Source organism: Micromonospora sp. NPDC048040, assembly GCF_055587185.1.
On sequence record NZ_JBVJGT010000004.1, the window covers coordinates 176,742 to 200,048 of the forward strand.

Sequence of the window (23,307 nt, forward strand, 5' to 3'; positions counted from 1 at the left end):
CGCGGTCAGACGCCGTGCGGGATGGCGTCCCAGCCCTCGACGTCGCTGGGCTTGCGGCTGCCCGGGCCGACGTAGCGGGCCGACGGGCGGACCAGCCGCTGGAGCTTCTTCTGCTCCAGGATGTGCGCGCTCCAGCCGCCCATCCGGGCGCAGGTGAACATCGAGGTGAACATGTGCGCCGGCACCTCGGCGAAGTCGAGCACCACGGCCGACCAGAACTCGACGTTGGTGGCGAGCACCCGGTCCGGGCGACGGGCCTGCAGCTCGGCCAGCGCGGCCTTCTCCAGCGCCTCGGCGATCTCGAAGCGCGGCGCGCCCAGCTCCTTGGCGGTGCGGCGGAGCACCCGGGCGCGCGGGTCCTCGGCCCGGTAGACCCGGTGGCCGAAGCCCATCAGCCGCTCGCCCCGGTCGAGGACGCCCTTCACGTAGCCCTCGGCGTCGCCGCTGCGCTCGACCGCCTCCAGCATGCTGAGCACGCGGGAGGGGGCGCCGCCGTGCAGCGGGCCGGAGAGGGCGCCGATGCCGGAGGAGATGCAGGCGGCGGCGTCGGCGCCGGTGGAGGCGACGATCCGGGCGGTGAAGGTGGAGGCGTTCAGGCCGTGCTCGGCGGCCGAGATGAAGTAGGCGTCGACGGCCTTGACGTGCCGCGGGTCCGGCTCGCCGCGCCAGCGCTTCATGAACCGCTCGACGATGGTGGACGCCTTGTCGATCTCCTTCTGCGGCACCGCCGGCAGGCCGAGGCCGCGGGCGGACTGGGCGACGAAGGACAGCGCGGTGACCGACACCCGGGCGAGGTCCTCGCGGGCCTGCTCGTCGGAGATGTCGAGGAGCTGGTCGAGGCCCCAGTAGGGGGCGAGCATCGCGACCGCGGACTGCACGTCCACCCGGATGTCGCCGGAGTGCACCGGCACCGGGAACGGCTCCGCCGGCGGCAGGCCCGGGCCGAACCGCCCGTCGACCAGCAGCGCCCACACGTTGCCGAAGGAGACCTGGCCGATCAGATCCTCGATGTCGACCCCGCGATAGCGCAGCGCGCCGCCTTCGCGGTCGGGTTCGGCGATCTCGGTCTCGAAGGCTACGACGCCCTCCAGCCCGGGTTTGAAATCGGCCATGTCATCTCTCCTGGGTCTGCTCGGTGCGCCCGGCCAGCCCTCACCGGCCAGCCGGCCGAGTGCCCCAGGCGACCCTCATCAGGGATGTGTTCGTGACATCTTGCCTGCTGGGTACCGGATCCGCGACCCGCTGCGACTGTGCTGCACGCGACATCCCCCGCCCGGGACGGCCCGGATGCGTCGGCGACACTGGGCGGTGCGGCCTGGCCTGCTCGGAGGGCGTGGGCCGGGTCGACGGGGAGGGAGAGAAAGTGACGGGCGACACAGTGCCCCCGGCCGCGATGCGTAACGAGTACGCCGCGGACCTGGGCCTTTCCGAGGCGGACCTGGCCGCCGACTGGCACACCCAGTTCGACCGCTGGTTCGCCGACGCGGTCGCGGCCGGGCTGCCCGAACCGAACGCGATGGTGGTCGGCACCGCCGACGCCGCCGGCCGGCCGAGCGCCCGGACGGTGCTGCTCAAGGGGTACGACCCGGAGGGCTTCGTCTTCTTCACCAACTACGGCTCCCGCAAGGGCGCCGAGGTGGCCGCCAACCCGTACGCGAGTCTGGTGTTCCCGTGGTTCCCGATGCAGCGGCAGGTGGTGGTCGCCGGCCGGGTGGAGCGGGTCGACCGGGCGGAGACCGAGGCGTACTTCGCCAGCCGGCCGCGCGGCTCCCAGCTCGGCGCCTGGGCCAGCACGCAGTCCCGGGTGGTCCCCGACCGGGCGGCGCTGGACGCGGCGTACCGGGCGGCGGCGGAGCGGTTCGCCGAGGTCGAGCCGATCCCGGCGCCGCCGCACTGGGGCGGGCTGCGGGTGCGGCCGGAGTCCGTGGAGTTCTGGCAGGGCCGGGCCAGCCGGCTGCACGACCGGCTGCGGTTCCGGCGTGCCGGGGCCGGGGAGTGGGTCGTCGAGCGGCTGGGTCCGTGACCCAGCTCAAGGAACCCCGGCCGCGCGGGCTGCGCCGGTTCGCGATCGACCTGCGCCCGCTGGCCGTGCCAGCGTACCGGCGGATGTGGCTGGGCAACGGCATCGCGATGTTCGGCATGCAGTTCACCGCGGTGGCCGTGCCGGTGGAGATGTACGCGCTGACCGAGGACTCGCTCTGGGTCGGGCTGATCGGCATCGCGGCGTTCGTACCGCTGCTGGTCTTCGGGCTCTGGGGCGGCGCGGTGGCCGACGCGCGCGACCGGCGCAGGGTGCTGCTGGCCACCTCGGCGGTGCTGTGGGCGTCGACGCTCGGCCTGCTGGCGCAGGCGCTGCTCGGGGTCGGCAGCCCGCTGCTGCTGCTGGTGCTGGTGGCGGTGCAGTCGATCGCCTTCGCGATCAGCTCGCCCACCCGCAACGCGATCCTGCCCCGGCTGGTGCCGCTGGACCTGGTGCCGGCGGCGAGCACGCTGAACTTCACCACCTACACCGCGGCGGCGGTCTTCGGGCCGCTGGCCGCGGGCCTGATCTTCGCCCGCTGGGACACCGGCGTCGGCCTGCCGATCGCGTACGCGCTCGACGCCGTGCTGTTCACCGTCGCCGTCTGGGCCACCTTCCGGCTGCCGGCGATGCCGCCGGAGCCGGACCCGGACGGGGGCGACACCCCCCGGCGGGCCGGGCTGGCCAGCATCGTCGACGGGCTGCGCTACCTGTCCACCACACCGGTGCTGCTGCTCTCCTTCGCCATCGACCTGATCGCGATGGTGCTGGCCATGCCCCGCGCGCTCTTCCCCGAGATCGCCGAGGAGCGGTTCGGCGGCGGGGCGGCCGTCGGCTGGCTCTACAGCGCGATCGCGCTCGGCGCGATGCTCGGCGGGCTCAGCTCCGGCTGGATCGGCCGGCTGCGCCGGCAGGGCCTGGCGCTGGTGGCGGCCGTGGTCGCCTGGGGTCTCGCCGTGGCGGCGGCCGGGCTCGCCGGCCAGCTCTGGCTGATGGTGCTGCTGCTCGCGGTGGCCGGGGCGGCCGACCTGGTCAGCGCGGTGCTGCGGCAGTCGATGCTGCTGGTCTACGCGCCGGACCGGATGCGCGGCCGGCTCATGGGCGTCAACACGGTGGTCATCGCGGGCGGTCCGCGCCTGGGTGACCTGCGGGCCGGGGCGGTCGCGGCCGGGTTCGGCGGCGGGGTCGCCTGGGTCAGCGGTGGGCTGATCTCGGCGGCGCTGGCGGTGCTGCTCGCGGTGGTGTTCCCGGCGTTGCTGCGCTACCGGGCGGCGTCCGCCTCCGGCGGCGGGCGGGGCTGACCGGCCGGGTCGGGGCGAGCGACACGTACGGCGCGAACCGTTAGGGTCGCCCGCATGGACATCCCCGACCAGCGGTCGCCTTCGGGCGCACAGTGGGCCATTTCCGGCGCCGGCCACGAGGCCGTCATCGTGGAGGTGGGCGGCGGGGTGCGGACATACCGGCACGACGGGGTCGACCACCTCGACGGGTACGACGCCGACGAGATGTGCCCCGGCTGTGCCGGGCAGGTGCTGGCCCCGTGGCCGAACCGGATCCGCGACGGTCGCTACACCTTCGGCGACCGGTTGTTGCAGCTCACGCTCAGCGAGCCGGACCGGGGTGTGGCCATCCACGGGCTGGTCAGTTGGGTGCCGTGGCGGCTGCTGGACCGGTCGCCCGACGCGGTGACCGTCGGTTACGACCTGCCGCCGCAGCCCGGCTACCCGTGGCCGCTGCGGCTGCGCACCCGGTGGAGCGTCGGCCCGGACGGGCTGCGCGCCGAGCACGAGGCGACCAACCTCGGTGCCGAGCCGGCGCCGTTCGGCTTCGCCGTGCACCCGTACCTGCGCGTGCCCGGGGTGGCGGTGGACGACCTGTCGATGCGGCTGCCGGCCCGGAGGCGGTTGCAGGTGGACTCCCGGCTGCTGCCGATCGGTGCCAGCGAGGTCGCCGGCACCGAGTATGACTGGACCAGCCCCCGACGGATCGGCCGCGCCCGGCTGGACCTCACCTTCGGCGACGTGATCCGCGACGACGACGGCGGCTCGGCGGTCACCCTGTCCGCCCCGGACGGCTCGGCGGGCGTGCGGATCTGGGCCGACCGGGAGTTCGGCTGGTGGCAGGTGTTCACCGGCGACGCGCTTCCCGGGCAGCGGTGCCGCCGTTCCGTCGCGGTGGAGCCGATGACCTGCCCGCCGGACGCGTTCCGCTCCGGCCGGGACGTGATCACCCTGAAGCCGGGCGAGACGTGGCGGGGTGTCTGGGGCGTACGGCCCGGGGTCTGAGCGGGGGAGCACATGGAGTTCAGCGAGGTGGTCCGGCGGCGCCGGATGGTCCGCAACTACGACCCGGACCGTCCCGTGCCGCCCGACGTGGTGGAGCGGCTGCTCGACCACGCGGTCCACGCGCCGTCGGCCGGCTTCGCCCAGGGGTGGGGGTTCCTGGTGCTGGAGGAGCCGGCGGACCGGGACCGGTTCTGGGCGGCGGCCACCCCCGGCGGGGGCGGCCGGGAGCGCTGGCTGGCCGGCATGCGCCGGGCCCCGCTGATCGTCGTGCCGCACGCGAACCGCTCGGCCTACCTGGAGCGGTACGCGGAGCCGGACAAAGGCTGGGCGGACCGCTCGGCGGAGCGCTGGCCGGTGCCCTACTGGTACGTCGACACCGGCTTCGCCGCCCTGCTGATGCTGCTGACCGCCGTGGACGAGGGGCTGGGGGCGTGCTTCTTCGGCATCCCGCCGCAGCGCCTCGACGCCTACCGCGAGGCGTTCGGCGTGCCGGCCGAGTACGAGCCGATCGGGGCGGTCACCGTGGGTTACCGGGCGCCGGACCACCGGTCACCGTCGCTGCGCCGGGGACGGCGTCCGGTGGACGAGGTGATCCGGCGCGGGCGGTGGAGCTGACCGGCTCCGGGCGTTTCGCCCGGTTGAGAACCGGACGGTGGGTAGTGAAACTGACATCAGGGAGCAGAACGCGGGGTGCCGCAGCCCGCTACGCTGGCACGGTCATCGGCACCGCGGGTCGTGGTGCCACGCCGCGACCCGGCCCCGCGTGGGTCGGCCGGGCCTAGGGGGAGGGGAGCGTGCCGTCGTGATCTTCAGAGCGGTCCGGGACGGGCGTCCCTACCCGGAGCACAACCTGACGCTCAAGCAGTGGGCGGAGATCCCGCCGCGGCCCCTGCGCCTGGACCAGTTGATCACCACCAAGCGCGAGCTGGCGCTGGACAAGCTCCTCGCCGAGGACTCGACCTTCTACGGCGACCTCTTCCCGCACGTGGTGCAGTGGAACGGCGGGCTCTACCTGGAGGACGGGCTGCACCGCGCGCTGCGGGCGGCGCTCCAGCAGCGCAACCAGATCCACGCCCGGGTGCTCGTCCTCTCCGAGCCGATCGAGTGACGAGGGCCCGCGTCGCCCGCGCCGTCTCCGACGCCCGCGCCTCGTGATGCCCGCGCCTCGTCCGACGCCCCGGCCTGAGGCTTCGTTAAGGTGGCTGCCATGAGCCGTACCGACCTGCTCGACCTGGACTCCTCGCTCACCGAGGAGGAGCGGCAGATCCGCGCCGTCGTGCGCCAGCTCGTCGACGACCGGGTCCGCCCGCACGTCGCCGGCTGGTACGAGGAGGGCCGGGTGCCCGCCCGGGAGCTGGCCGTCGAGTTCGGCAAGCTCGGCCTGCTCGGCATGCATCTGACGGGCTACGGCTGCGCCGGCGCGTCGGCCGTCGCGTACGGGCTGGCCTGCCTGGAGCTGGAGGCCGGTGACTCCGGCGTCCGCTCCCTGGTCTCGGTGCAGGGCTCGCTGGCCATGTACGCCATCTGGCGCTACGGCAGCGAGGAGCAGAAGCAGCGCTGGCTGCCGTCGATGGCGACCGGCGAGGCGATCGGCTGCTTCGGCCTGACCGAGCCCGACCACGGCTCCGACCCGGCGTCGATGACCACCCGGGCCCGCCGCGACGGCGACGACTGGGTGCTGACCGGCGCCAAGATGTGGATCACCAACGCGCCGATCGCCGACGTCGCGGTGATCTGGGCGCGCACCGACGACGGCGTGCGCGGCTTCGCCGTACCGATGGACACGCCCGGGGTGACGGCGCGGGAGATCCGGCACAAGATGTCGCTGCGCGCCTCCGTCACCGGGGAGGTCGTGCTCGACGACGTGCGGCTCCCGGCGGACGCCCGGCTGCCCGAGGCGGTCGGGCTCAAGGCGCCGCTGAGCTGCCTGACCGAGGCCCGGCACGGCATCGTCTGGGGCGCCCTCGGCGCGGCCCGCGACTGCCTGGAGACCGCCCTGGAGTACGCCACCACGCGCACCCAGTTCGGCCGGCCGCTGGCCGGCTTCCAGCTCACCCAGGCCAAGCTCGCCGACATGGCCGTCGAGCTGAACAAGGGCGCGCTGCTGGCGCTGCACCTGGGGCGGCTCGCCGACGCCGGGCGGCTGCGCCCCGACCAGGTGAGCGTGGGCAAGCTCAACAACGTCCGGGAGGCGCTGGCCATCGCCCGGCAGTGCCGCACCATCCTCGGCGCGAACGGTGTCTCGGGGGAGTACCCGGTCATGCGGCACGCCAACAACCTGGAGAGCGTGCTCACCTACGAGGGCACGTCGGAGATCCACCAACTGGTCATCGGGCAGCGGCTGACCGGGCTGTCGGCCTTCGCCTGACCTGCGGTTTCCGCCCGCCCGGCCGGTGTCCGCGCCGGCCCCCGCGAGGCGCCATCGCCCGGCCGCGCCGCTCGGCGAGCGCCTGTCGTACCGGGGCCTTACCGTCATGACAGACGACGTGTCTGACGAGGACGGTGAGGGCCATGGCCCGCGACGGTGACATCAACGAGCCCACCAGGGAGTTCCCGGGCTACCCGACCGGCGAGGAGCTCAAGGCCCGGACGGACGTCGCACCCGAGCCCGCGCCGGGCGCGCCGACGCCGGCCGGTGGGCCGGCCCGCGGTCTGCTCTGGGTGCTCGGCGCGGCGGCCCTGGCGGTGGTGGTGCTGCTCGGCGTGCAGGCCACGGGCATCCTGCCGGACTTCCGCAACCCGTTCGCCAAGGAGCAGACCGACCGCAGTCAGCCGCCGCTGCTCAAGTCGATCCAGGACCTCAGCCGCTACGTCGCCGCCGAGGGCAACTTCCAGGTGGTCGTGGACCTCCAGAACGACCGGCGCAACGTGCCCGACTGGCTGCTCAACCAGCGCACCCTCTTCGTGGGGGCGGGCAGCGTCGAGGCGTACGTGGACTTCGCCAAGATCTCCGAGGGCGCGGTGGTCGAGTCGGCCGACGGCAAGTCGGTGGAGATCAGGCTGCCGGCGCCGCAGCTCGGCAAGACCAACCTCGACCTGGAGAAGAGCTACGTCTTCGCCGAGGAGCGCGGGCTGCTCAACCGGATCGGCGAGCTGGTGGACGGCGATCCCAACCGCCAGCAGCAGGTCTACCAGCTAGCCGAGGAGCGGATCACCACCGCCGCCCGGGACAGCGGCCTCACCCAGCGGGCCGAGGAGAACACCCGCAAGATGCTGGAGGGTCTGCTCCGCTCCCTCGGCTACGAGAAGGTGACGGTCACCTACACCGCCCCGTGACCATCGTAGCCGTCGTGCGTGCACAGCTCGGGTCGGTTCTGCTCAGCCGGAATGACCGACTTCCAGGCTTGCAGGGGCCCGGGCTGGGTGGTCAGGGGACCACCGTGCGGCCGTTGCGGACGCGGGGCGTGTGACGGATCCGCGGATCGCCGACCTCCGGCGCCCCGACCAACTCGTCCAGTGGCACCTGATGGGCCTGGGAGATGGGCAGTAGCAGCTCCAGGCTCGGGCGGCGCATCTCACGTCACCGGCTGCGGTCCTCGTTCGGCATCAGGACCCAGAGCACCAGGTAGAAGATCACCTGGGTGCCGGGCAGCAGCAGCGACAGCAGGAACAGCAGCCGGACGAACCCCGCCGACCTGCCGAAACGTTGGGCCAGACCGGCGCAGACACCGGCGATCATGCGTCCCTGACGGGGGCGGACCAGTTTGCGACTCATCGTCGTACTCCCACTCTGCGGCGTTCGCCGCGTCTGCCTCAACGGTAGGAACGGGCACCCACCACGCCCTCGGCCCCAGGGAGGATCGGCCGCCCGCGTCCCCGTAGGTGGTTACCCGCGTCGATCCGGACGGGTGCCACGGGCACCCGTCCGGATCGACGACCCACGGGGGCCTCGGGGCAGTCCCCGCGCGGCGCCGGCTTTCCGGATGCCGACGATCGGGGCGACGCGACGGGCAGCCGGTGAGCTGGGCGGGTAGGCTCGCCGGTCGGGCACCCGCACCTCCGGGTGCCGACGGCCGCCCGGTCCCGGGCCGGCCACGACCGGGCCGGACCCCGCGAGGGGTACGACGGCGAGGAAGTGCAGCATGATCAGCGTTTTCGACCTCTTCAGCGTCGGCATCGGGCCGTCCAGCTCGCACACGGTGGGGCCGATGCGGGCCGCCCGCACGTTCGTCGCCGGGCTGAAGGCCGACGGGCTGCTGACCGGCACCGTCCGGGTGCAGGCGGAACTCTTCGGCTCGCTCGGCGCCACCGGTCACGGCCACGGCAGCGACCGCGCGGTGCTGCTCGGGCTGGCCGGCGAGGCGCCGGAGACGGTCGACACCGACACCGTCGACGCGCGGATCAGCCGGATCAGGGCGGAGCGCCGGCTGAGCCTGCTCGACGCGCACGATATCGGCTTCGACCCGGACCGGGACCTGGTGCTGCACCGGCGCCGGTCGCTGCCGTACCACCCGAACGGGATGACCTTCGTCGCGTACGACGACCGGGGCGCGGAGCTGCGCGTGCGGACGTACTACTCGGTCGGCGGCGGGTTCGTGGTCGACGAGGCGGCGGCCGGGGCGGACCGGATCAAGCCGGACGCGACGCGCGTACGGCACCCGTTCCTCACCGGCGCGCAACTGCTCGACGTGACCGCGTCGACCGGGCTGTCGATCAGCGAGGTGATGCTCGCCAACGAGCTGTCCTGGCGCAGCGAGGGCGAGGTGCGCGCCGGCCTTCTGGAGATCTGGCGGGTGATGCGGGAGTGCGTCGAGCGGGGCTGCTCGCGGGACGGGGTGCTGCCCGGTGGGCTGAAGGTCCGCCGCCGCGCCGCCGAGCTGCGCCGCAGCCTGGCGACGGAGTCCGACCCCACCGACCCGCTGCGGGCGATGGACTGGGTGACCCTCTTCGCCCTCGCCGTCAACGAGGAGAACGCGGCCGGCGGCCGGGTCGTCACCGCGCCGACCAACGGGGCGGCCGGGATCATCCCGGCGGTGCTGCACTACTACACCCGGTTCGTGCCGGGCGCCTCCGACGAGGGGGTGGTCCGGTTCCTGCTGGCGGCGGGCGCGATCGGCGTGCTGTTCAAGGAGAACGCGTCGATCTCCGGCGCGGAGGTGGGCTGCCAGGGCGAGGTGGGCTCGGCCTGCTCGATGGCCGCCGCCGGGCTGGCCGAGGCGCTCGGCGGCACCCCGGAGCAGGTGGAGAACGCCGCCGAGATCGGCATGGAGCACAACCTCGGGCTGACCTGCGACCCGGTCGGTGGCCTGGTGCAGATCCCCTGCATCGAGCGGAACGCGGTGGCTAGCATCAAGGCGATCACGGCCGCCCGGCTGGCGCTGCGCGGCGACGGGGTGCACCACGTGTCGCTCGACAAGGTCATCAAGACCATGCGCGAGACCGGCGCGGACATGAAGGTGAAGTACAAGGAGACGGCGCGCGGCGGCCTGGCCGTCAACGTGATCGAGTGCTGAGGACCGCTCGTTCATCGACTGCTAACCTGTCGTCCGTCCGGTGAGGCGGGAGGCGACGGTGACCTCTGGCGTCGCGGCGTTGTGGTCGCACCGCAACTCCCTGCGCATCCTCGTCCGGCGCGACCTGGCGGTGAAGTACCAGCAGTCCGTGCTCGGCTACCTCTGGTCGCTGATCGAGCCCCTCGGCATGGGGGCGATCTACTGGTTCGTCTTCGGCGTCCTCTACTCCCGGGACACCACCCGGCACCTCGGCGACGCGGCCGACTCGTACCCGCTGTTCCTGATCACCGGGATCTTCGCCTGGATGTGGACCAGCTCTGCGCTGAGCGAGGCGACCAACGCGCTGACCGGCCAGTCCCGGCTGATCACGACGATGAACGTGCCCCGGCAGGTCTTCCCGATCGGCCGGGTCACCGGCCGCTTCGCCGAGTACGCCGCCGGCCTGCCGATCCTGGTCGCCGTCGCCGTCGGGTACGCCGCGTCCGGCGGGATCGACCTGGGCTGGTCGCTGCTCGCGCTGCCGCTGGCGGTGGCGGTGCAGGCCGTCCTGCTGGTCGGGCTGGCGCTGCTGCTCTCGGCGGTCAACGTGCTGATGCGCGACGTCGAGCGGTTCATGCGGCTGGTCATCCGGGTGCTCTTCTACGCGACGCCGATCATCTACCCGCTGAGCCTGGTGCGGGGCGCCGACCTGCCGGGCTGGCTGAAGGTCGCGTACGAGCTGAACCCGCTGGTCGGCATCTTCCAGCTGCACCACGCGGTCTGGTACCCGGACGAGTTCCCGGACGCCCGGCTGCTCGCCACCACCGTCGGCGTCAGCCTGCTGGTGCTGGCCGCCGGCTGGTGGTCGTTCCGCCGGCTCGAACCCGCCGTGCTCAAGGAACTGTGACGATGGCCGACCCGATCATCGAGGCGGAGGGGCTCGGCATCCGGTTCGTCCGCAACCGGCGGCGGCAGCTGCGGCTGCGCGAGCTGTTCATCCACCGGGGCACGCGCGGCGCGTCCGCCGGCCAGTTCTGGCCGCTGCGGGACGTGTCGTTCTCGGTGGCGGCCGGCGAGACCGTCGGCGTGATCGGCCGCAACGGCACCGGCAAGAGCACGCTGCTGCGGCTGATCGCCGGGGTGCTGATCCCCGACGAGGGGCGGATCCGGGTGCGCGGGGACGTGGCGCCGCTGCTGGAGCTCTCCGCCGGCTTCTCCAACGACCTGACCGGGCGGGAGAACCTCTACCTGGTCGGCGGCCTGCACGGGCTGTCGTCGGGCTATCTGCGGCGGCACTTCGACGACATCGTCTCGTTCGCCGGCGAGCAGGTGGAGCGGGCCATCGACACCTCGGTGCGGCACTACTCGTCCGGCATGAAGGTCCGGCTCGGCTTCGCGATCATCTCGCACCTGCCGCACCCGATCCTGCTCATGGACGAGGTGACCGCCGTCGGGGACGCGGAGTTCCGCAAGAAGTGTTATGCGACGATCGACCGTCTGCTCGGGGAGGGGCGCACTCTGGTGCTGGTGTCACACAACGAAAAGGACCTGACCCGGTTCTGCCGTCGGGGGCTCTACCTCGACGGGGGCCGGCTGAGCGTCGACGGCACGATCGCCGAGGCGCTCGACGCGTACCACTCCGCGGTCCCGCGGTGACCCTCGCGATCGTGCTCGCCGCCGACGCCCCGGCTGCGAGCCTCCCCACCCGCGCGGGCGAACCCCTCGCCGACCGGCTCGCCGCCCAGCTCCGCGCCGCCGGGGCGGACGAGGTGCGCCGCGCCGCCGACCTGGACGAGCTGGCCGCCCTCGTGGACGCGGCCACCGGACCGGTGCTGGTCACCGGCGCCGACCTGGTCGCGCACACCGCCGTCCTGCGGCACCTGGCGACCAGCCCGGTCGGGCCGACGGTGGCGCTGGTGCTCACCGATCCGCCCGGCGACGGGCGCACCGCCGTGCGCGAGGAGCGCGGCCAGGTCGTCGAGGCCGGGCCGCCGGAGACGCTGAACGGGGACGCCACCGGGATCTTCGGCGGCGCGCTGCGGGTCGGCGCCGCGGACCTGCCGTCGCTCGCCGCCGCCGCGCGCGCGGCCGCCGCCGGGGTGCTGCCCGCCGGCGCGCCGTCGGCCGCCGCGCCGTCGCCGGCCGGGCCCGCCGTGGACCGGCTCTTCGCCGGCCTCGCCGGGCTCGGCGCGCTGACCTTCGCCCATCGGGTACGCCTGCTCGTCGCGCACCGGGTGACCGACCCGGCGGGGCTGGCCGCCGCGGAGGCGGCCGTGGCCGCCGTCGACGAGGACCGGGCGGAGCTGCGGCTCTCGGTGAAGGAGCGGGACGACTTCTTCACCACCTTCTTCGTCAGCACCTGGTCCCCGTACGTCACGAAGGCGTCCGCCCGGCTCGGGCTCGGCCCGACGGCCGTCACGATGATCTCGGTGGCCTTCGCGGTGGCCGCCGCCGTGCTGTTCGGCGTCGGCGGCCGGCCGGCGCTGGTCGCCGGGGCGGTGCTGCTCTACCTCGGCTTCGTGCTCGACTGCGTGGACGGCCAGCTCGCGCGCTACACGCGGCACTTCAGCGCCTGGGGCGGCTGGCTGGACACGATGGCCGACCGCGCGAAGGAGTACGTGGTCTACGCCGGCCTCGGCTACGGGGCCACCCAGGCCGGGTTCCGGTACGGCTGGGCGCTGGCGATCGCCGCGATGACGCTGCAGACCGTCCGGCACATGACGGACACGTGGTACGGCGTGCTGCACGACGAGGCGGCGCGCCGGCCGAAGGCCGTCGGCACCTCCGCCGGCGGCATCGGCGACAAGCTGAACGCCGCCTCGAACCGGGTGCAGGCCGACACGGGGTCGGTGTCGTACTGGCTCAAGCGGACGGTGGTCTTCCCGATCGGGGAGCGGTGGGCGCTGATCGCGCTGACCGTGGCGCTGTTCGGCCCGCTGGTCAGCCTGTACGCGGTGCTGGCGTGGGGGGTGCTGGCGTTCGCGTACACCGGGGCGCTGCGTACCCTGCGCGCGCGCTGGATGTGGGTGCCGGTGCTGGACACGGTCGACGCCACCCTGCACCGCGACGACGGCCCGCTGGCCCGCCGGCTGCCGGTGGTCCGCCCGATGGGCCCGCTGACGCTGGCGGTCGTCGCGGCGCTGGGGCCGGCGGCGCTGCTGGTGGCGGCCCTGCTCACCCGGGGCGGCACCGAGGCGGCGGGCCTGGGCTGGGCGGTGCCGGTCGCGCTGCTGGTGCTCCTGGTCGGCGGCCTGGGGGCGGGCGCGGCGCACAACGGGCCGCTGGACTGGCTGGTGCCGGCCGCGCTGCGGGCGGGGGAGTACCTCTTCGCCATCGCGGTCGGGGTGGTCGGCGACGTGCCGCCGTGGCTGGTCTTCGGGTACGTCTTCGTGCTGACCCTGCACCACTACGACCTGACCGCCCGGCTGGAGAAGCGGCAGTCCGCGCCGCCGCTGCACGGTCTCACGCTCGGGTGGGAGGGGCGGTCCGTGCTGCTGACCCTGGCGGCGATCGTCGGAATTGCGGGTATCGGGATGGCTACACTCGGTACGTACCTTCTCATGGTTTTCGTGGGGAGTGTCGTCCTCGCCTGGGTCGTCCTGCCCGCCCGCGCCGCGCGGGCGTCGGTGGGCCTGGCCGGTGCGGGGGGCCGCTCGCCGGGCTGACGGAGGGGCCGGCCGGATGACACTGATCAGTTTCGTCGTGCCGGCCTTCCGGGTGCAGGGCTACCTGCGCGAGTGCCTGGACTCCATCCTCGACCAGCCCGTCGCCGACATCGAGGTGATCGGCGTTGACGACTGCTCGCCGGACGACAGCGGCGAGATCCTCGCCGAGTACGCCGCCCGCGACCGGCGGATGCACGCCGTCCGACTGACGGAGAACGTCGGGCTCGGTCCGGCCCGCAACGTCGGGCTGGACCGGGCCGTCGGCGAGTACGTCTGGTTCGTCGACGGCGACGACTGGCTCGCCCCGGAGTGCCTGGTGGGGGTGGCCGAGCGCCTCCGCGCCACCCGCCCCGACGTCCTCCTGGTCGACCACGTCCGGACGTACTGGAACAACGCCGTCACCCGCAGCGCCATGGCGGAGGTGTTCCCCGAGCCACCCGGCGAGGGCACCTTCCGGCTGCGGGACCGGCCCGAGACGCTGCGGGTGCTGCACACCGCCTGGAACCGGCTGGTCCGCCGGCAGTTCCTACGCGACCTGGGGCTGCGCTTCGCCCCCGGCTGGTACGAGGACGTCTCGTTCAGCTACCCGGTGCTGATGGCCGCCGAGCGGATCGGCGTGCTGGACCGGGTCTGCGTCAACTACCGCCAGCGGCGGTCCGGCGCGATCACCAGGACGCGGGGCGACCGGCACTTCGAGGTCTTCCAGCAGTGGCACCGGGTGTTCCGGCTGATGGACTCCTGGGGGTCGGTGGTCGACGACGTGCGCCCGGCGGTCTTCGAGCGGATGATCTGGCACTACCTGACCGTGCTCGGCAACGGGCAGCGGATCGCGCCGGAGCTGCGGCCCGCGTTCTTCGCCCAGATCACCGCCGACTACGCGCGCTGGCTGCCGTCCGGCGGCTACCCGGCCCCGGGGGGCGCGGAGGGGCTCAAGCACCGGCTGGTGGCCGCCGGCCGCTGGCGCACGTTCAGCGCCCTGCGCACCGCCTACCTGGCGCGGGACACCGCCAGGCGTACCGCCCGGACGACGAGGCGGCGGGTCGCGCCCCGGGCCCGGCGGGCCGCCCGGCTGGCCCGGGACACGCTGCTGCGCGAGTACTACCGGGCCGAGCTGCGCCGACCCGTCGACCCGACGCTGGCCGTGTACGCGGCCTACTGGTACCGCGGCTACGCGGACAACCCGGCCGCGGTCCACGAGGCGGCGCGGCGGCTGGCGCCGCAGGTCCGGGGGGTGTGGATCGTCCGACGCGACCGGGTGCACACCATGCCCGAGGGCGTCGAGTACGTGGTGGCCGGCACCGCCGCCTACTACCGGGCGCTCGCGCGGGCGCGCTGGCTGGTCAACAACGTGAACTTCCCGGACTACGTCCGCAAGCGGCCCGGGTCGGTGCACGTGCAGACCCACCACGGCACGCCGGTGAAGGTGATGGGGCTCGACCAGCAGCGGTATCCGATCGGCGCGGTGGGGATGGACTTCGCCGGGCTGCTGCGCCGGGTGGACCGGTGGGACTTCAGCATCAGCGCGAACAGCTTCTCCACCCAGATGTGGGAGCGGGCCTATCCGGCGGAGTACACCACCCTGGAGGTGGGCTACCCGCGCAACGACCGGCTGGTCAACGCCACCGCCGAGGAGGTGCTCCGGCTGCGCGCGGAGTTCGGGCTCGGCCTCGGCGAGCGGGTCGTCCTGTACGCCCCGACGCACCGGGAACACCTGCCCGGCTACCGGCCGCCGTTCGACCCGGGGCGGCTGCTCGACGTGCTCGGCCCGGCCGGCCGGTTGCTGATGCGCAGCCACTACTTCCACGACCGGGAGCGGCGGGCCCGGCGCCCGGTGGACCGGGACCGGGTGCGCGACGTCAGCGGCCACCCGCGCGTCGAGGACCTCTACCTCGTGGCGGACGTGCTGGTCACGGACTACTCGTCGGCGATGTTCGACTACGCCGTGCTGGACCGGCCGATCGTGGTCTACGCCCCGGACTGGGAGGCGTACCGGCTGGCCCGCGGCGTCTACTTCGACCTGCTCGCGGAGCCGCCCGGCGCGGTGGCCACCAGCTTCGCCGACCTGCTCGACCTGTTCCGCGCCGGCGGGGTCGACTCGGCGGAGGCGGCGAGGGCCCGGCAGCGGTTCCGGGCCCGGTTCTGCGCGCTCGAGGACGGCCACGCCGCCGAACGGGTGGTCCGCCGGGTCTTCCTCGGCGAGCAGTCGCAGCCCCGCTGCCGCTGACCGCGACCGCCCGCGCCCCCGGGGTCGCCCGCCCGTCGCACCCGGTGGGCGCAACAGGGACGTCACGAGTCGAACATGGCACGTTTACCCGATATCCGGATCGAATGATCCTCGTCACAGTCATTCGGGGTTCGGTCGACGAGCTGGGGGGAGGTGACGGTGACCACCGTCGCGCTCAAGGATGTCACGAAGGTGTTCAGGGACGGCACCCTCGCCGTCGACAGCGTCAACCTGGACGTCAACGACGGCGAGTTCATGGTGCTGCTCGGCCCGTCGGGCTGCGGGAAGTCCACGGTGCTGCGGATGGTCGCCGGGCTGGAGGACCCGACGTCGGGCGCGGTGCTGCTCGACGGTGAGCTGGTCAACGACCTGCCGCCGCGGGAGCGGAAGATCGCCATGGTCTTCCAGGACTTCGCGCTCTACCCACACATGACGGTCGGCGACAACATCGCCTTCCCGCTCCGGCTGGCCGGCATGGATGCGGAGCCGCGCGGCGAGCGGGTCACCGACGTGGCCAGCGCGCTCGGCATCGGCGACGTGCTCGGCCGCAGGCCCAACCAGCTCTCCGGCGGGCAGCGCCAGCGGGTCGCGATGGGGCGGGCGATCGTCCGCCGCCCCGGCCTGTTCCTGATGGACGAGCCGCTGTCCAACCTCGACAGCGGGCTCCGGGCCGAGCTGCGCGCCGAGATCTCCGGGCTCACCCGCGAGCTGGGCGTCACCACCATCTACGTCACCCACGACCAGGCCGAGGCGCTGACCATGGCCGACCGGGTCGCCATCATGCGCAGGGGCGTCCTCCAGGACGTGGGGACCCCGACCCAGGTCTACGGCCGTCCCGCCACGCTCTACGTGGCCGCGTTCCTCGGCAGCCCGCGGATGAACCTGCTGGAGGCGTCGGTCTACGTCCACCTGGACCGCTACGTCACCCTCACCCTCGGCGAGCAGGCGCTGCGCCTGCCCTGGGACGACATCCGCAGCCGGGCGGTCGCGCACTACCACGGCGAGCGGATCGTGGTCGGGATGCGGGCCGAGGCGCTCACCCCGGTCGCCCCGGACACGCCGGGCGACGTGCTCCACGGCCGGATCCGCTATCTGGAGCACCACGGTCACGAGTCGCTCGCGTTCGTCGACATCGGGGCCACCGCGATCGTGGTGGACGAGATGGGCACCCCCGTCGACGCCCCGGTCGACCAGCGCGGTCTGCGCCGCTTCGGCCAGATGATGCAGCGGCTGACCGGGCGCGCGGCGGAGGACGAGCCCGCCCCGAGCCACAGCGCCCGGACCAGCGTGCTGAGTGACCCGGGCCGGCACCACCGCCGCCCGGCCGAGCTGGCGGTCCGGCTCGCGCCGTACCCCGCGGTCTCCGCCGGTCACCCCCTGGCCGTCTCCGTGCGCATGGACGCGCTGCACTTCTTCGACGAGCGGGGCGACCGCATCGACGTCGGCTGGCGCTGACCGGGTGGCCCTTGCCGGTGAAGTTACCGACTAGTAACGTCGGGGCATGACCATCGACTCGCGCCAGGTGGCGGCCGGCATGCTGGAGGCCGTGCCGTTCGCGCGTACGCTCGGCCTCGAATTCGTCGAGGTGGCCCCCGAGGCGGAGGGCGGGGTGCGGGCGGTCGTCCGCCTGCCCGACTCGCCGGCCACCCACAACCACGTCGGCGGGCCGCACGCCGGGGCCATGTTCACCCTCGGCGAGACCGCCTCCGGCGCGGTCGTGCTGGCCGCGTTCGCGCCGCTGCTCGACCGGGCCACGCCGCTGGCGGTGCGGGCCGAGATCGCGTACCGGAAGCTCGCCATGGGCCCGGTGCTGGCGACGGCGCGGCTCGGCCGGCCTCCCGCCGAGGTGGTCGCCGAGCTGGAGGCCGGCCGGCGGCCGGAGTTCCCGGTGCAGGTGGAGATCGCCACCGAGGCGGGGAAGGCCACCGGCGCGATGACGGTCGTCTGGACGCTGCGCCCGCACTGAGCCGTTCCGGGCAACCGGGCCGAAATCGGTTTGCCGGCGCGGAGGTCTGGATAGATTCGTAACCGTGCTGGGCCTGCCTGCTCACGTGACCGCCTGTCTCTTCGATCTGGACGGGGTGCTGACGCAGACCGCCCGGGTGCACAACGCCGCGTGGACCGAGACGTTCGACGGCTTCCTGCGGCAGCGTGCCGCCGCCACCGGCGAGGCGTTCCGCCCCTTCGACCCGGGGCCGGACTACAACCGGTACGTCGACGGCCGGCCCCGCGCCGACGGGGTGCGCACCTTCCTCGCCTCGCGGGGGATCGTGCTGCCCGAGGGAGCGCCCGACGACCCCCCGGACGCCGACACGGTCAACGGGGTTGGCAACCGGAAGAACGTGCTGCTGCTGGAGCGGCTGCGCACCCGCGGCGTGGACGTCTACCCCGGCTCGGTCGCCTACCTGAAGGCCGCGGCCGCCGCCGGCCTGCGCCGCGCGGTCGTCACGGCCAGCGCGAACGGCCGGGAGGTGGTCGCCGCCGCCGGCCTGGAACCGCTGCTGGAGGCCCGGGTCGACGGGCTGCTCGCCCGCGCCGAGGGGCTGCGCGGCAAGCCGCACCCGGACACCTTCCTGGCCGGGGCCCGGCTGCTCGGGGTCGACCCGGCCCACGCCGCCGTCTTCGAGGACGCGCTGGCCGGGGTGGCCGCCGGCCGGGCCGGCGGGTTCGGCTACGTGGTCGGGGTCGACCGGGTCGGCCAGGCGGCCGAGCTGCGTGCCCACGGCGCCGACGTCGTGGTCACCGACCTCGCCGACCTGCTCGACACCGGGCGGCCCGCGTGATCAGGGAACGCGCCTATCCCGTCGAGCCGTGGCACATCCGGGAGATCCGGCTGGACATGGACGTCCTGGCCCAGTCCGAGTCGGTGTTCGCGCTCTCCAACGGGCACGTCGGGCTGCGCGGCAACCTGGACGAGGGCGAGCCGCACGGCCTGCCCGGCACGTACCTCAACTCCTTCTACGAGCTGCGCCCGCTGCCGTACGCGGAGGCCGGGTTCGGGTTCCCGGAATCCGGCCAGACCATCGTCAACGTCACCAACGGCAAGCTGATCCGGCTGCTGGTCGACGACGAGCCGCTCGACGTCCGGTACGGCGAACTCCTCTCCCACGAGCGGGTCCTCGACCTGCGCGCCGGCACCCTGCACCGCGAGCTGCACTGGCGGTCGCCGGCCGGCCGCGAGGTCAAGGTCCGCAGCACCCGGCTGGTCTCCTTCACCCAGCGCTCCGTCGCGGCGATCAACTACGAGGTGGAGGCGGTCGGCGCCCCGCTGCGGCTGATCATCCAGTCGGAACTCGTCGCGAACGAGACGCTGCCCGCGCAGAGCCGGGACCCCCGGGTGGCGGCCGTGCTGGAGTCGCCGTTGCAGGCCGAGGAGGAACTCACCACCGACGACGGCGGGCTGCTGATCCACCGGACCAAGCTCTCCGGGCTGCGGGTCGCCGCCGCGATGGAGCACGAGGTGTACGCCCCGGCGCGCAAGACCATCGAGTCCGAGGGTTACGAGGACTGGGTGCGTACCACGATCGGGTGCGTGCTCAAGCCGGGCGAGACCCTACGGGTGGTCAAATACCTCACCTACGGCTGGTCGAGCCGCCGCTCGCTGCCGGCCCTGCGGGACCAGGTCGGCGCGGCCCTGGCGGCGGCGCGGCTGGACGGCTGGGACGGGCTTCACCGGGAGCAGCGGGAATACCTCGACGAGTTCTGGGACGCCGCCGACGTGGTGGTGGAGGGCGACCCGGAGGTCCAGCAGGCCGTCCGGTTCGGACTGTTCCACGTCCTCCAGGCGGGCACCCGGGCGGAGCGGCGGCCGATCGCCGCGAAGGGCCTGACCGGCCCCGGGTACGACGGGCACGCGTTCTGGGACACCGAGATGTTCGTCCTGCCGGTGCTCACCTACACCCACCCGGCCGCCGTGCGGGACGCGCTGCACTGGCGGCACCGCACGCTGGCCGCCGCGCACGAGCGGGCCCGGATGCTCAACCTGGAGGGTGCGGCGTTCCCCTGGCGCACCATCGAGGGACCGGAGTCGTCGGCGTACTGGCCGGCGGGCACCGCTGCCTTCCACATCGCGGCCGACGTCGCCGACGCGCTGCGGCGCTACGTGCAGGTCACCGAGGACACCGAGCTGGAGCGCGAGATCGGGCTGGAGCTGCTGGTGGAGACCGCCCGGCTGTGGCGGTCGCTGGGCCACCACGACCGGCACGGCCAGTTCCACATCGACGGGGTGACCGGCCCCGACGAGTACACGGCGGTGAAGAACGACAACATCTACACCAACCTGATGGCGCAGCGGAACCTGATCACCGCCGCCGACGCGGTGATGCGCTACCGGGACGAGGCGTTCCACCTCGGCGTGACCGACGAGGAAGCGGCCGCCTGGCGGGACGCGGCGGCCTCCATGCACATCCCGTACGACGAGGAGGTCGACGTCCACGAGCAGGTGGAGGGCTTCACCCGGCTCCAGGAGTGGGACTTCGGGCACACGCCGCCGGAGAAGTACCCGCTGCTGCTGCACTACCCGTACTTCGACCTCTACCGAAAGCAGGTGGTCAAGCAGGCGGACCTGGTCCTTGCCATGCACTGGCGGGGCGACGCGTTCACCCCGGAGGAGAAGCTGCGCAACTTCCTCTACTACGAGCGCCGGACGGTGCGGGACTCGTCGTTGTCGGCGTGTACCCAGGCGGTGCTGGCGGCCGAGGTGGGCCATCCGGAGCTGGCGCACATCTACCTGCGCGAGGCCGCGCTGATGGACCTGCACGACCTCAACGAGAACACCCGCGACGGCGTGCACATGGCGTCGCTCGCGGGGGCGTGGATCGCGTTGGTGGCCGGGTTCGGCGGGCTGCGTGACCACGACGGCACGCTGTCGTTCGCGCCGCGCCTGTCCAGCCGGCTCGGGCGGCTGGAGTTCTCGCTCCAGTGGCGCGGGATGCGGCTGCGGGTGGACGTCCGGCCGCACGAGACCACGTACGCGCTGCGCCACGGTGACCCGGAGGACGTGCTGGAGCTGCGGCACCACGGCGAGACGGTCCGGGTCACCTGCGACGAGCCCGTCACCGTGCCGATCCCGCCGCTGGAGGTCTCCGGACCGGCCCCGGAGCAGGCGCCGGGCCGGGCCCCGCTGCTCCGCCTGCCCGAGAACGAGCCGTGACCCGCCGCCGGCCCGCGCTCGGCGGGCCGGCGGCGTCGGTCAGAGCGGCCTGCCCTGCGAGGGGCGGCCGGCCGCGTCGCGGGGCGTCATCGCCCGCGGGTCGTCGGCCGTGCGTGCCTGGGCCGCTTCGTCCGCCCAGTCCCGGCCGCGTTCGGCGTCCTGTTCGCGCCGTTCCCGGTCGGCGGTCTGCTGGCGGGACTCTCGCTGCTGCGCCATGGCGATCCTCGCGATCCGTCGGGGGCGCGGTCTTGCGCCGGTACGGTCTGCGGTCACCCGCCGGCTACCCGACGCCCCCGGTGGCAAACACCGGGGCGGCCGGCCCGCTTGCGGGCCGTGCGGGCGGGTATGCGAGCCGCCGGGGAGGAGCCGTGGCCCGGTGGTTCGGACGACCGGTCCTGGCCGACGACGTACGGGACGGAGGCGGAGATGGACGTGCGCAGCAGCGAGGTGACGATCCCGGCGGGGGACGCGCAACTCCCGGCTGACCTGCTGGTCCCGGCCGAGCCGGCCGGCGTGGTGCTCTTCGCCCACGGCAGCGGAAGCTCCCGGCACAGTCCGCGCAACACCGCCGTGGCGCACGTGCTCAACCGCGACGCCTTCGGCACCGTGCAGGTCGACCTGCTGACCCCGGCCGAGGACCGGGTGGACGCCCGGACCGCCGAGCTGCGCTTCGACATCCCACTGCTCGCCGGCCGGCTCGCGGCGGTCGTGGACTGGCTGGCGGCGGAGCGGCCCTTCGGCCGGGTGCCGATCGGCCTTTTCGGGGCCAGCACCGGGGCCGCCGCCGCGCTGGTGGCGGCGGCCGCCAGACCGGACCTCGTCGGCGCGGTCGTCTCGCGGGGCGGCCGGCCCGACCTGGCCGGCCCGGCCCTCGGGGAGGTGCGCGCGCCCACGCTGCTGCTGGTCGGCGGCCTGGACGAGCAGGTGATCGCCCTCAACGAGCAGGCGCAGGAGGCGCTGCCGGAGAGCGCCGAGCTGACGGTGATCCCCGGCGCCACGCACCTCTTCGAGGAGCCCGGCAAGTTGGAGCAGGTCGCCCACTGCGCCGCCGACTGGTTCAACGCCCACCTCGCCGTGCCCCGCCCGGCCTGAGCGCCGGCCCGGTGGACGGGAACCGGCGGCCTGGCGGATCCCGCTCAGGCGGGGGCCGGCGGCGTGGCCCTGGCGTCCGGGGCGGGGCGCTCGCGGTGCTGCTGGACGGTGTCGATGACGCGCCAGACGACGGCGGTGATCGACACCGAGACGAAGGCGCCGGCGATGCCGGCGATCAGGGTGCCGGCGGTGACCGCCACCAGGATCACCGCCGGGTGCAGCCGCACCTGGCGCTTCATGATGAGCGGCTCCAGCAGGTTGCCCTCGATCTGCTGCACGGCGATCACGGCGGCCAGGGCCAGCAGCGCGGTGACCGGCCCCTTCGCCGCGAGCGCGACGAGCACCGCGACCGCGCCGGCCACGGTCGCGCCGATGATCGGGACGAAGCCGCCGAAGAACGTGATCAGCGCCAGCGGAAAGGCCAGCGGCACCCGGAGCAGCACCAGGGCCAGGCCGATGCCGATCGCGTCGATCGCGGCGATCATCATGGTGCCCCGGCTGTACGCGCCCAGCGTCCGCCAGCCCACCCGGCCCGCCTCGGCGGTCACCGACCGGTTCGGGCCGGTCATCCGGGACAGCACCCAGTGCCACATCGACCGGCCGTCCTTGAGCAGGAAGAACAGCAGCACGAGTGCGAGCAGCGCCGAGCCGAGCACCTCGGCGGCCGTCCGAGCCCCCGACACCGGGTCGACCGAGCCCTGCCCGAGACCCTGCCGGGCCTGGTCGAGCAGCCGGTCGAGCTGCTGGTCGCTGACCGGCAGCGTGGAGGTCACGAACTCCCGGGTCCGTTGCAGGCCCTGGCTCAGCTCCTGGCTCAGCTCGCTGAACTGACTGGCGGTCAGCTTCCACACCAGCGCGCCGACCCCGAACAGCACGCCGAGCAGCAGCAGCACGGTGAGCAGGGCGGCCAGCGACGCGGGCAGCCGGAGGCGGCGCAGCGCGAGCTGCACCGGGTCGAGCAGCGCGGTGAGGAAGACGGTGGCGGCCAGCGCGATGGCCAGCGGCGCGAGCAGCACCGCGATCTTTCCCAGCAGGTACAGCCCGGCGACGACCACCACCAGGCAGGCGCTCCAGACCACGGCTGAGCGGACCGGCCAGGGCAGCGCCGCCCAGGCCTGTCGGGGCCCCGAGGCCCGGTCCGTCGTCCCCTCGGGCGTCCGCCCGGCACCGTCTGCGACCACGTCGGCCCTCCTCGATCTTCCGCGAGTCGGTACCCGGCCGGCGTCCTCCCGACACCCGTGGCCCCTGTCAACCTGGATGCCGCACCCGGCCGGGGAGGGCGAGTCGGCGGCCGAGCGCCCTCGCGTGGCGTTCCCGCCGGCCTGTCCGCTCCACGGCCCTTCTGTGGCGCTCCACGGGTCGCCCGTCCGGTCGGTGAGGGCCTGCCCGGTCGCGTTTGTGCCCGGGGCCCCAGGGAAGGCAGAGATCGAAACCCGA

At 73.9% G+C, this 23,307-nt stretch carries 21 protein-coding genes and 1 pseudogene; 17 read left to right on the top strand and 5 right to left on the bottom strand.

Going from position 1 to position 23,307, the window contains the following annotated elements:
• Window positions 1-5: 5 nt before the first annotated feature.
• Window positions 6-1,112 carry a citrate synthase 2 gene (locus ACZ6O2_RS07430; protein ID WP_350685273.1) on the bottom strand — a complete coding sequence of 369 codons (1,107 nt, stop codon included), beginning with the start codon at window positions 1,110-1,112 and terminating at the stop codon, window positions 6-8.
• Between the two features lie 281 nt (window positions 1,113-1,393).
• Between ACZ6O2_RS07430 and pdxH the strand changes: the two genes are divergently transcribed.
• The 7 genes from pdxH (at window position 1,394) to ACZ6O2_RS07465 (ending at window position 7,581) form a co-directional block, all read left to right on the top strand.
• Window positions 1,394-2,023 (top strand): pyridoxamine 5'-phosphate oxidase, encoded by a 630-nt coding sequence (gene pdxH / locus ACZ6O2_RS07435; RefSeq protein ID WP_466022384.1) that lies wholly within the window; start codon window positions 1,394-1,396, stop codon window positions 2,021-2,023.
• Window positions 2,020-3,321, top strand: coding sequence for an MFS transporter (locus tag ACZ6O2_RS07440; protein WP_466022317.1), 1,302 nt, complete (start codon window positions 2,020-2,022; stop codon window positions 3,319-3,321). Before pdxH ends, ACZ6O2_RS07440 begins: the two co-directional genes overlap by 4 nt.
• 54 nt (window positions 3,322-3,375) lie before the next feature.
• Complete coding sequence (locus ACZ6O2_RS07445) at window positions 3,376-4,305, top strand: aldose 1-epimerase family protein (protein WP_466022318.1); 930 nt, start codon at window positions 3,376-3,378, stop codon at window positions 4,303-4,305.
• Window positions 4,306-4,317: 12 nt separating this feature from the next.
• On the top strand, window positions 4,318-4,920 hold the full coding sequence (locus ACZ6O2_RS07450) for a nitroreductase family protein (RefSeq protein ID WP_350701700.1): 603 nt from the start codon (window positions 4,318-4,320) through the stop codon (window positions 4,918-4,920).
• Window positions 4,921-5,107: 187 nt separating this feature from the next.
• Entirely contained in the window at window positions 5,108-5,413 is a 306-nt protein-coding gene (locus ACZ6O2_RS07455; protein ID WP_007454850.1) for a type II toxin-antitoxin system VapB family antitoxin, read from the top strand.
• Window positions 5,414-5,512: 99 nt separating this feature from the next.
• On the top strand, window positions 5,513-6,673 hold the full coding sequence (locus ACZ6O2_RS07460) for an acyl-CoA dehydrogenase family protein (RefSeq protein ID WP_350701698.1): 1,161 nt from the start codon (window positions 5,513-5,515) through the stop codon (window positions 6,671-6,673).
• Window positions 6,674-6,816: 143 nt separating this feature from the next.
• A complete protein-coding gene (locus ACZ6O2_RS07465) occupies window positions 6,817-7,581 on the top strand; it encodes a DUF4230 domain-containing protein (RefSeq protein ID WP_350701696.1) in 765 nt (254 codons plus the stop codon).
• A 2-nt stretch (window positions 7,582-7,583) separates the two neighbouring features.
• On the opposite strand, the pseudogene ACZ6O2_RS07470 reads toward ACZ6O2_RS07465, so the two are convergent.
• Together ACZ6O2_RS07470 and ACZ6O2_RS07475 are read right to left on the bottom strand one after the other, a co-directional pair.
• Window positions 7,584-7,816 (bottom strand): annotated as a pseudogene (locus ACZ6O2_RS07470) (XRE family transcriptional regulator); the annotation flags it as partial.
• 9 nt (window positions 7,817-7,825) lie between these two features.
• Entirely contained in the window at window positions 7,826-8,020 is a 195-nt protein-coding gene (locus ACZ6O2_RS07475; protein ID WP_466022319.1) for a PspC domain-containing protein, read from the bottom strand.
• A gap of 367 nt (window positions 8,021-8,387) precedes the next feature.
• On the opposite strand from ACZ6O2_RS07475, the gene ACZ6O2_RS07480 reads away from it, so the two are divergent.
• The 9 genes from ACZ6O2_RS07480 to ACZ6O2_RS07520 all read left to right on the top strand — a co-directional run bounded on the left by ACZ6O2_RS07480 (window position 8,388) and on the right by ACZ6O2_RS07520 (window position 20,778).
• Window positions 8,388-9,758: an L-serine ammonia-lyase gene (locus tag ACZ6O2_RS07480; protein ID WP_350701693.1), complete on the top strand. Its 1,371-nt coding sequence runs from the start codon at window positions 8,388-8,390 to the stop codon at window positions 9,756-9,758.
• A gap of 58 nt (window positions 9,759-9,816) precedes the next feature.
• Window positions 9,817-10,644 carry an ABC transporter permease gene (locus tag ACZ6O2_RS07485; protein ID WP_350701691.1) on the top strand — a complete coding sequence of 276 codons (828 nt, stop codon included), beginning with the start codon at window positions 9,817-9,819 and terminating at the stop codon, window positions 10,642-10,644.
• Between the two features lie 2 nt (window positions 10,645-10,646).
• On the top strand, window positions 10,647-11,393 hold the full coding sequence (locus ACZ6O2_RS07490; protein WP_350701689.1) for an ABC transporter ATP-binding protein: 747 nt from the start codon (window positions 10,647-10,649) through the stop codon (window positions 11,391-11,393).
• Window positions 11,390-13,402: a DUF5941 domain-containing protein gene (locus ACZ6O2_RS07495; protein WP_466022320.1), complete on the top strand. Its 2,013-nt coding sequence runs from the start codon at window positions 11,390-11,392 to the stop codon at window positions 13,400-13,402. The genes ACZ6O2_RS07490 and ACZ6O2_RS07495 overlap by 4 nt, the downstream gene beginning before the upstream one ends.
• A 16-nt stretch (window positions 13,403-13,418) precedes the next feature.
• A complete protein-coding gene (locus ACZ6O2_RS07500) occupies window positions 13,419-15,626 on the top strand; it encodes a bifunctional glycosyltransferase/CDP-glycerol:glycerophosphate glycerophosphotransferase (protein WP_466022321.1) in 2,208 nt (735 codons plus the stop codon).
• Window positions 15,627-15,785: 159 nt separating this feature from the next.
• Complete coding sequence (locus tag ACZ6O2_RS07505; protein WP_350701686.1) at window positions 15,786-17,081, top strand: ABC transporter ATP-binding protein; 1,296 nt, start codon at window positions 15,786-15,788, stop codon at window positions 17,079-17,081.
• 46 nt (window positions 17,082-17,127) lie between these two features.
• Window positions 17,128-17,592 carry a DUF4442 domain-containing protein gene (locus tag ACZ6O2_RS07510; RefSeq protein WP_466022322.1) on the top strand — a complete coding sequence of 155 codons (465 nt, stop codon included), beginning with the start codon at window positions 17,128-17,130 and terminating at the stop codon, window positions 17,590-17,592.
• A gap of 64 nt (window positions 17,593-17,656) precedes the next feature.
• The gene (locus ACZ6O2_RS07515; protein ID WP_466022323.1) at window positions 17,657-18,409 is read left to right on the top strand and encodes a beta-phosphoglucomutase family hydrolase; all 753 of its coding nucleotides are present in this window, start codon (window positions 17,657-17,659) and stop codon (window positions 18,407-18,409) included.
• The gene (locus tag ACZ6O2_RS07520) at window positions 18,406-20,778 is read left to right on the top strand and encodes a glycoside hydrolase family 65 protein (RefSeq protein WP_350701681.1); all 2,373 of its coding nucleotides are present in this window, start codon (window positions 18,406-18,408) and stop codon (window positions 20,776-20,778) included. The genes ACZ6O2_RS07515 and ACZ6O2_RS07520 overlap by 4 nt, the downstream gene beginning before the upstream one ends.
• Before the next feature lie 39 nt (window positions 20,779-20,817).
• On the opposite strand, the gene ACZ6O2_RS07525 is transcribed toward ACZ6O2_RS07520, so the two are convergent.
• The gene (locus tag ACZ6O2_RS07525) at window positions 20,818-20,994 is read right to left on the bottom strand and encodes a hypothetical protein (RefSeq protein ID WP_350701680.1); all 177 of its coding nucleotides are present in this window, start codon (window positions 20,992-20,994) and stop codon (window positions 20,818-20,820) included.
• A gap of 210 nt (window positions 20,995-21,204) precedes the next feature.
• On the opposite strand from ACZ6O2_RS07525, the gene ACZ6O2_RS07530 reads away from it, so the two are divergent.
• Window positions 21,205-21,870, top strand: coding sequence for a dienelactone hydrolase family protein (locus tag ACZ6O2_RS07530; protein WP_350701679.1), 666 nt, complete (start codon window positions 21,205-21,207; stop codon window positions 21,868-21,870).
• Between the two features lie 44 nt (window positions 21,871-21,914).
• Here ACZ6O2_RS07530 and ACZ6O2_RS07535 read toward each other — a convergent pair whose 3' ends face one another.
• Window positions 21,915-23,051: an AI-2E family transporter gene (locus ACZ6O2_RS07535; protein WP_466022324.1), complete on the bottom strand. Its 1,137-nt coding sequence runs from the start codon at window positions 23,049-23,051 to the stop codon at window positions 21,915-21,917.
• Window positions 23,052-23,307: the final 256 nt, after the last annotated feature.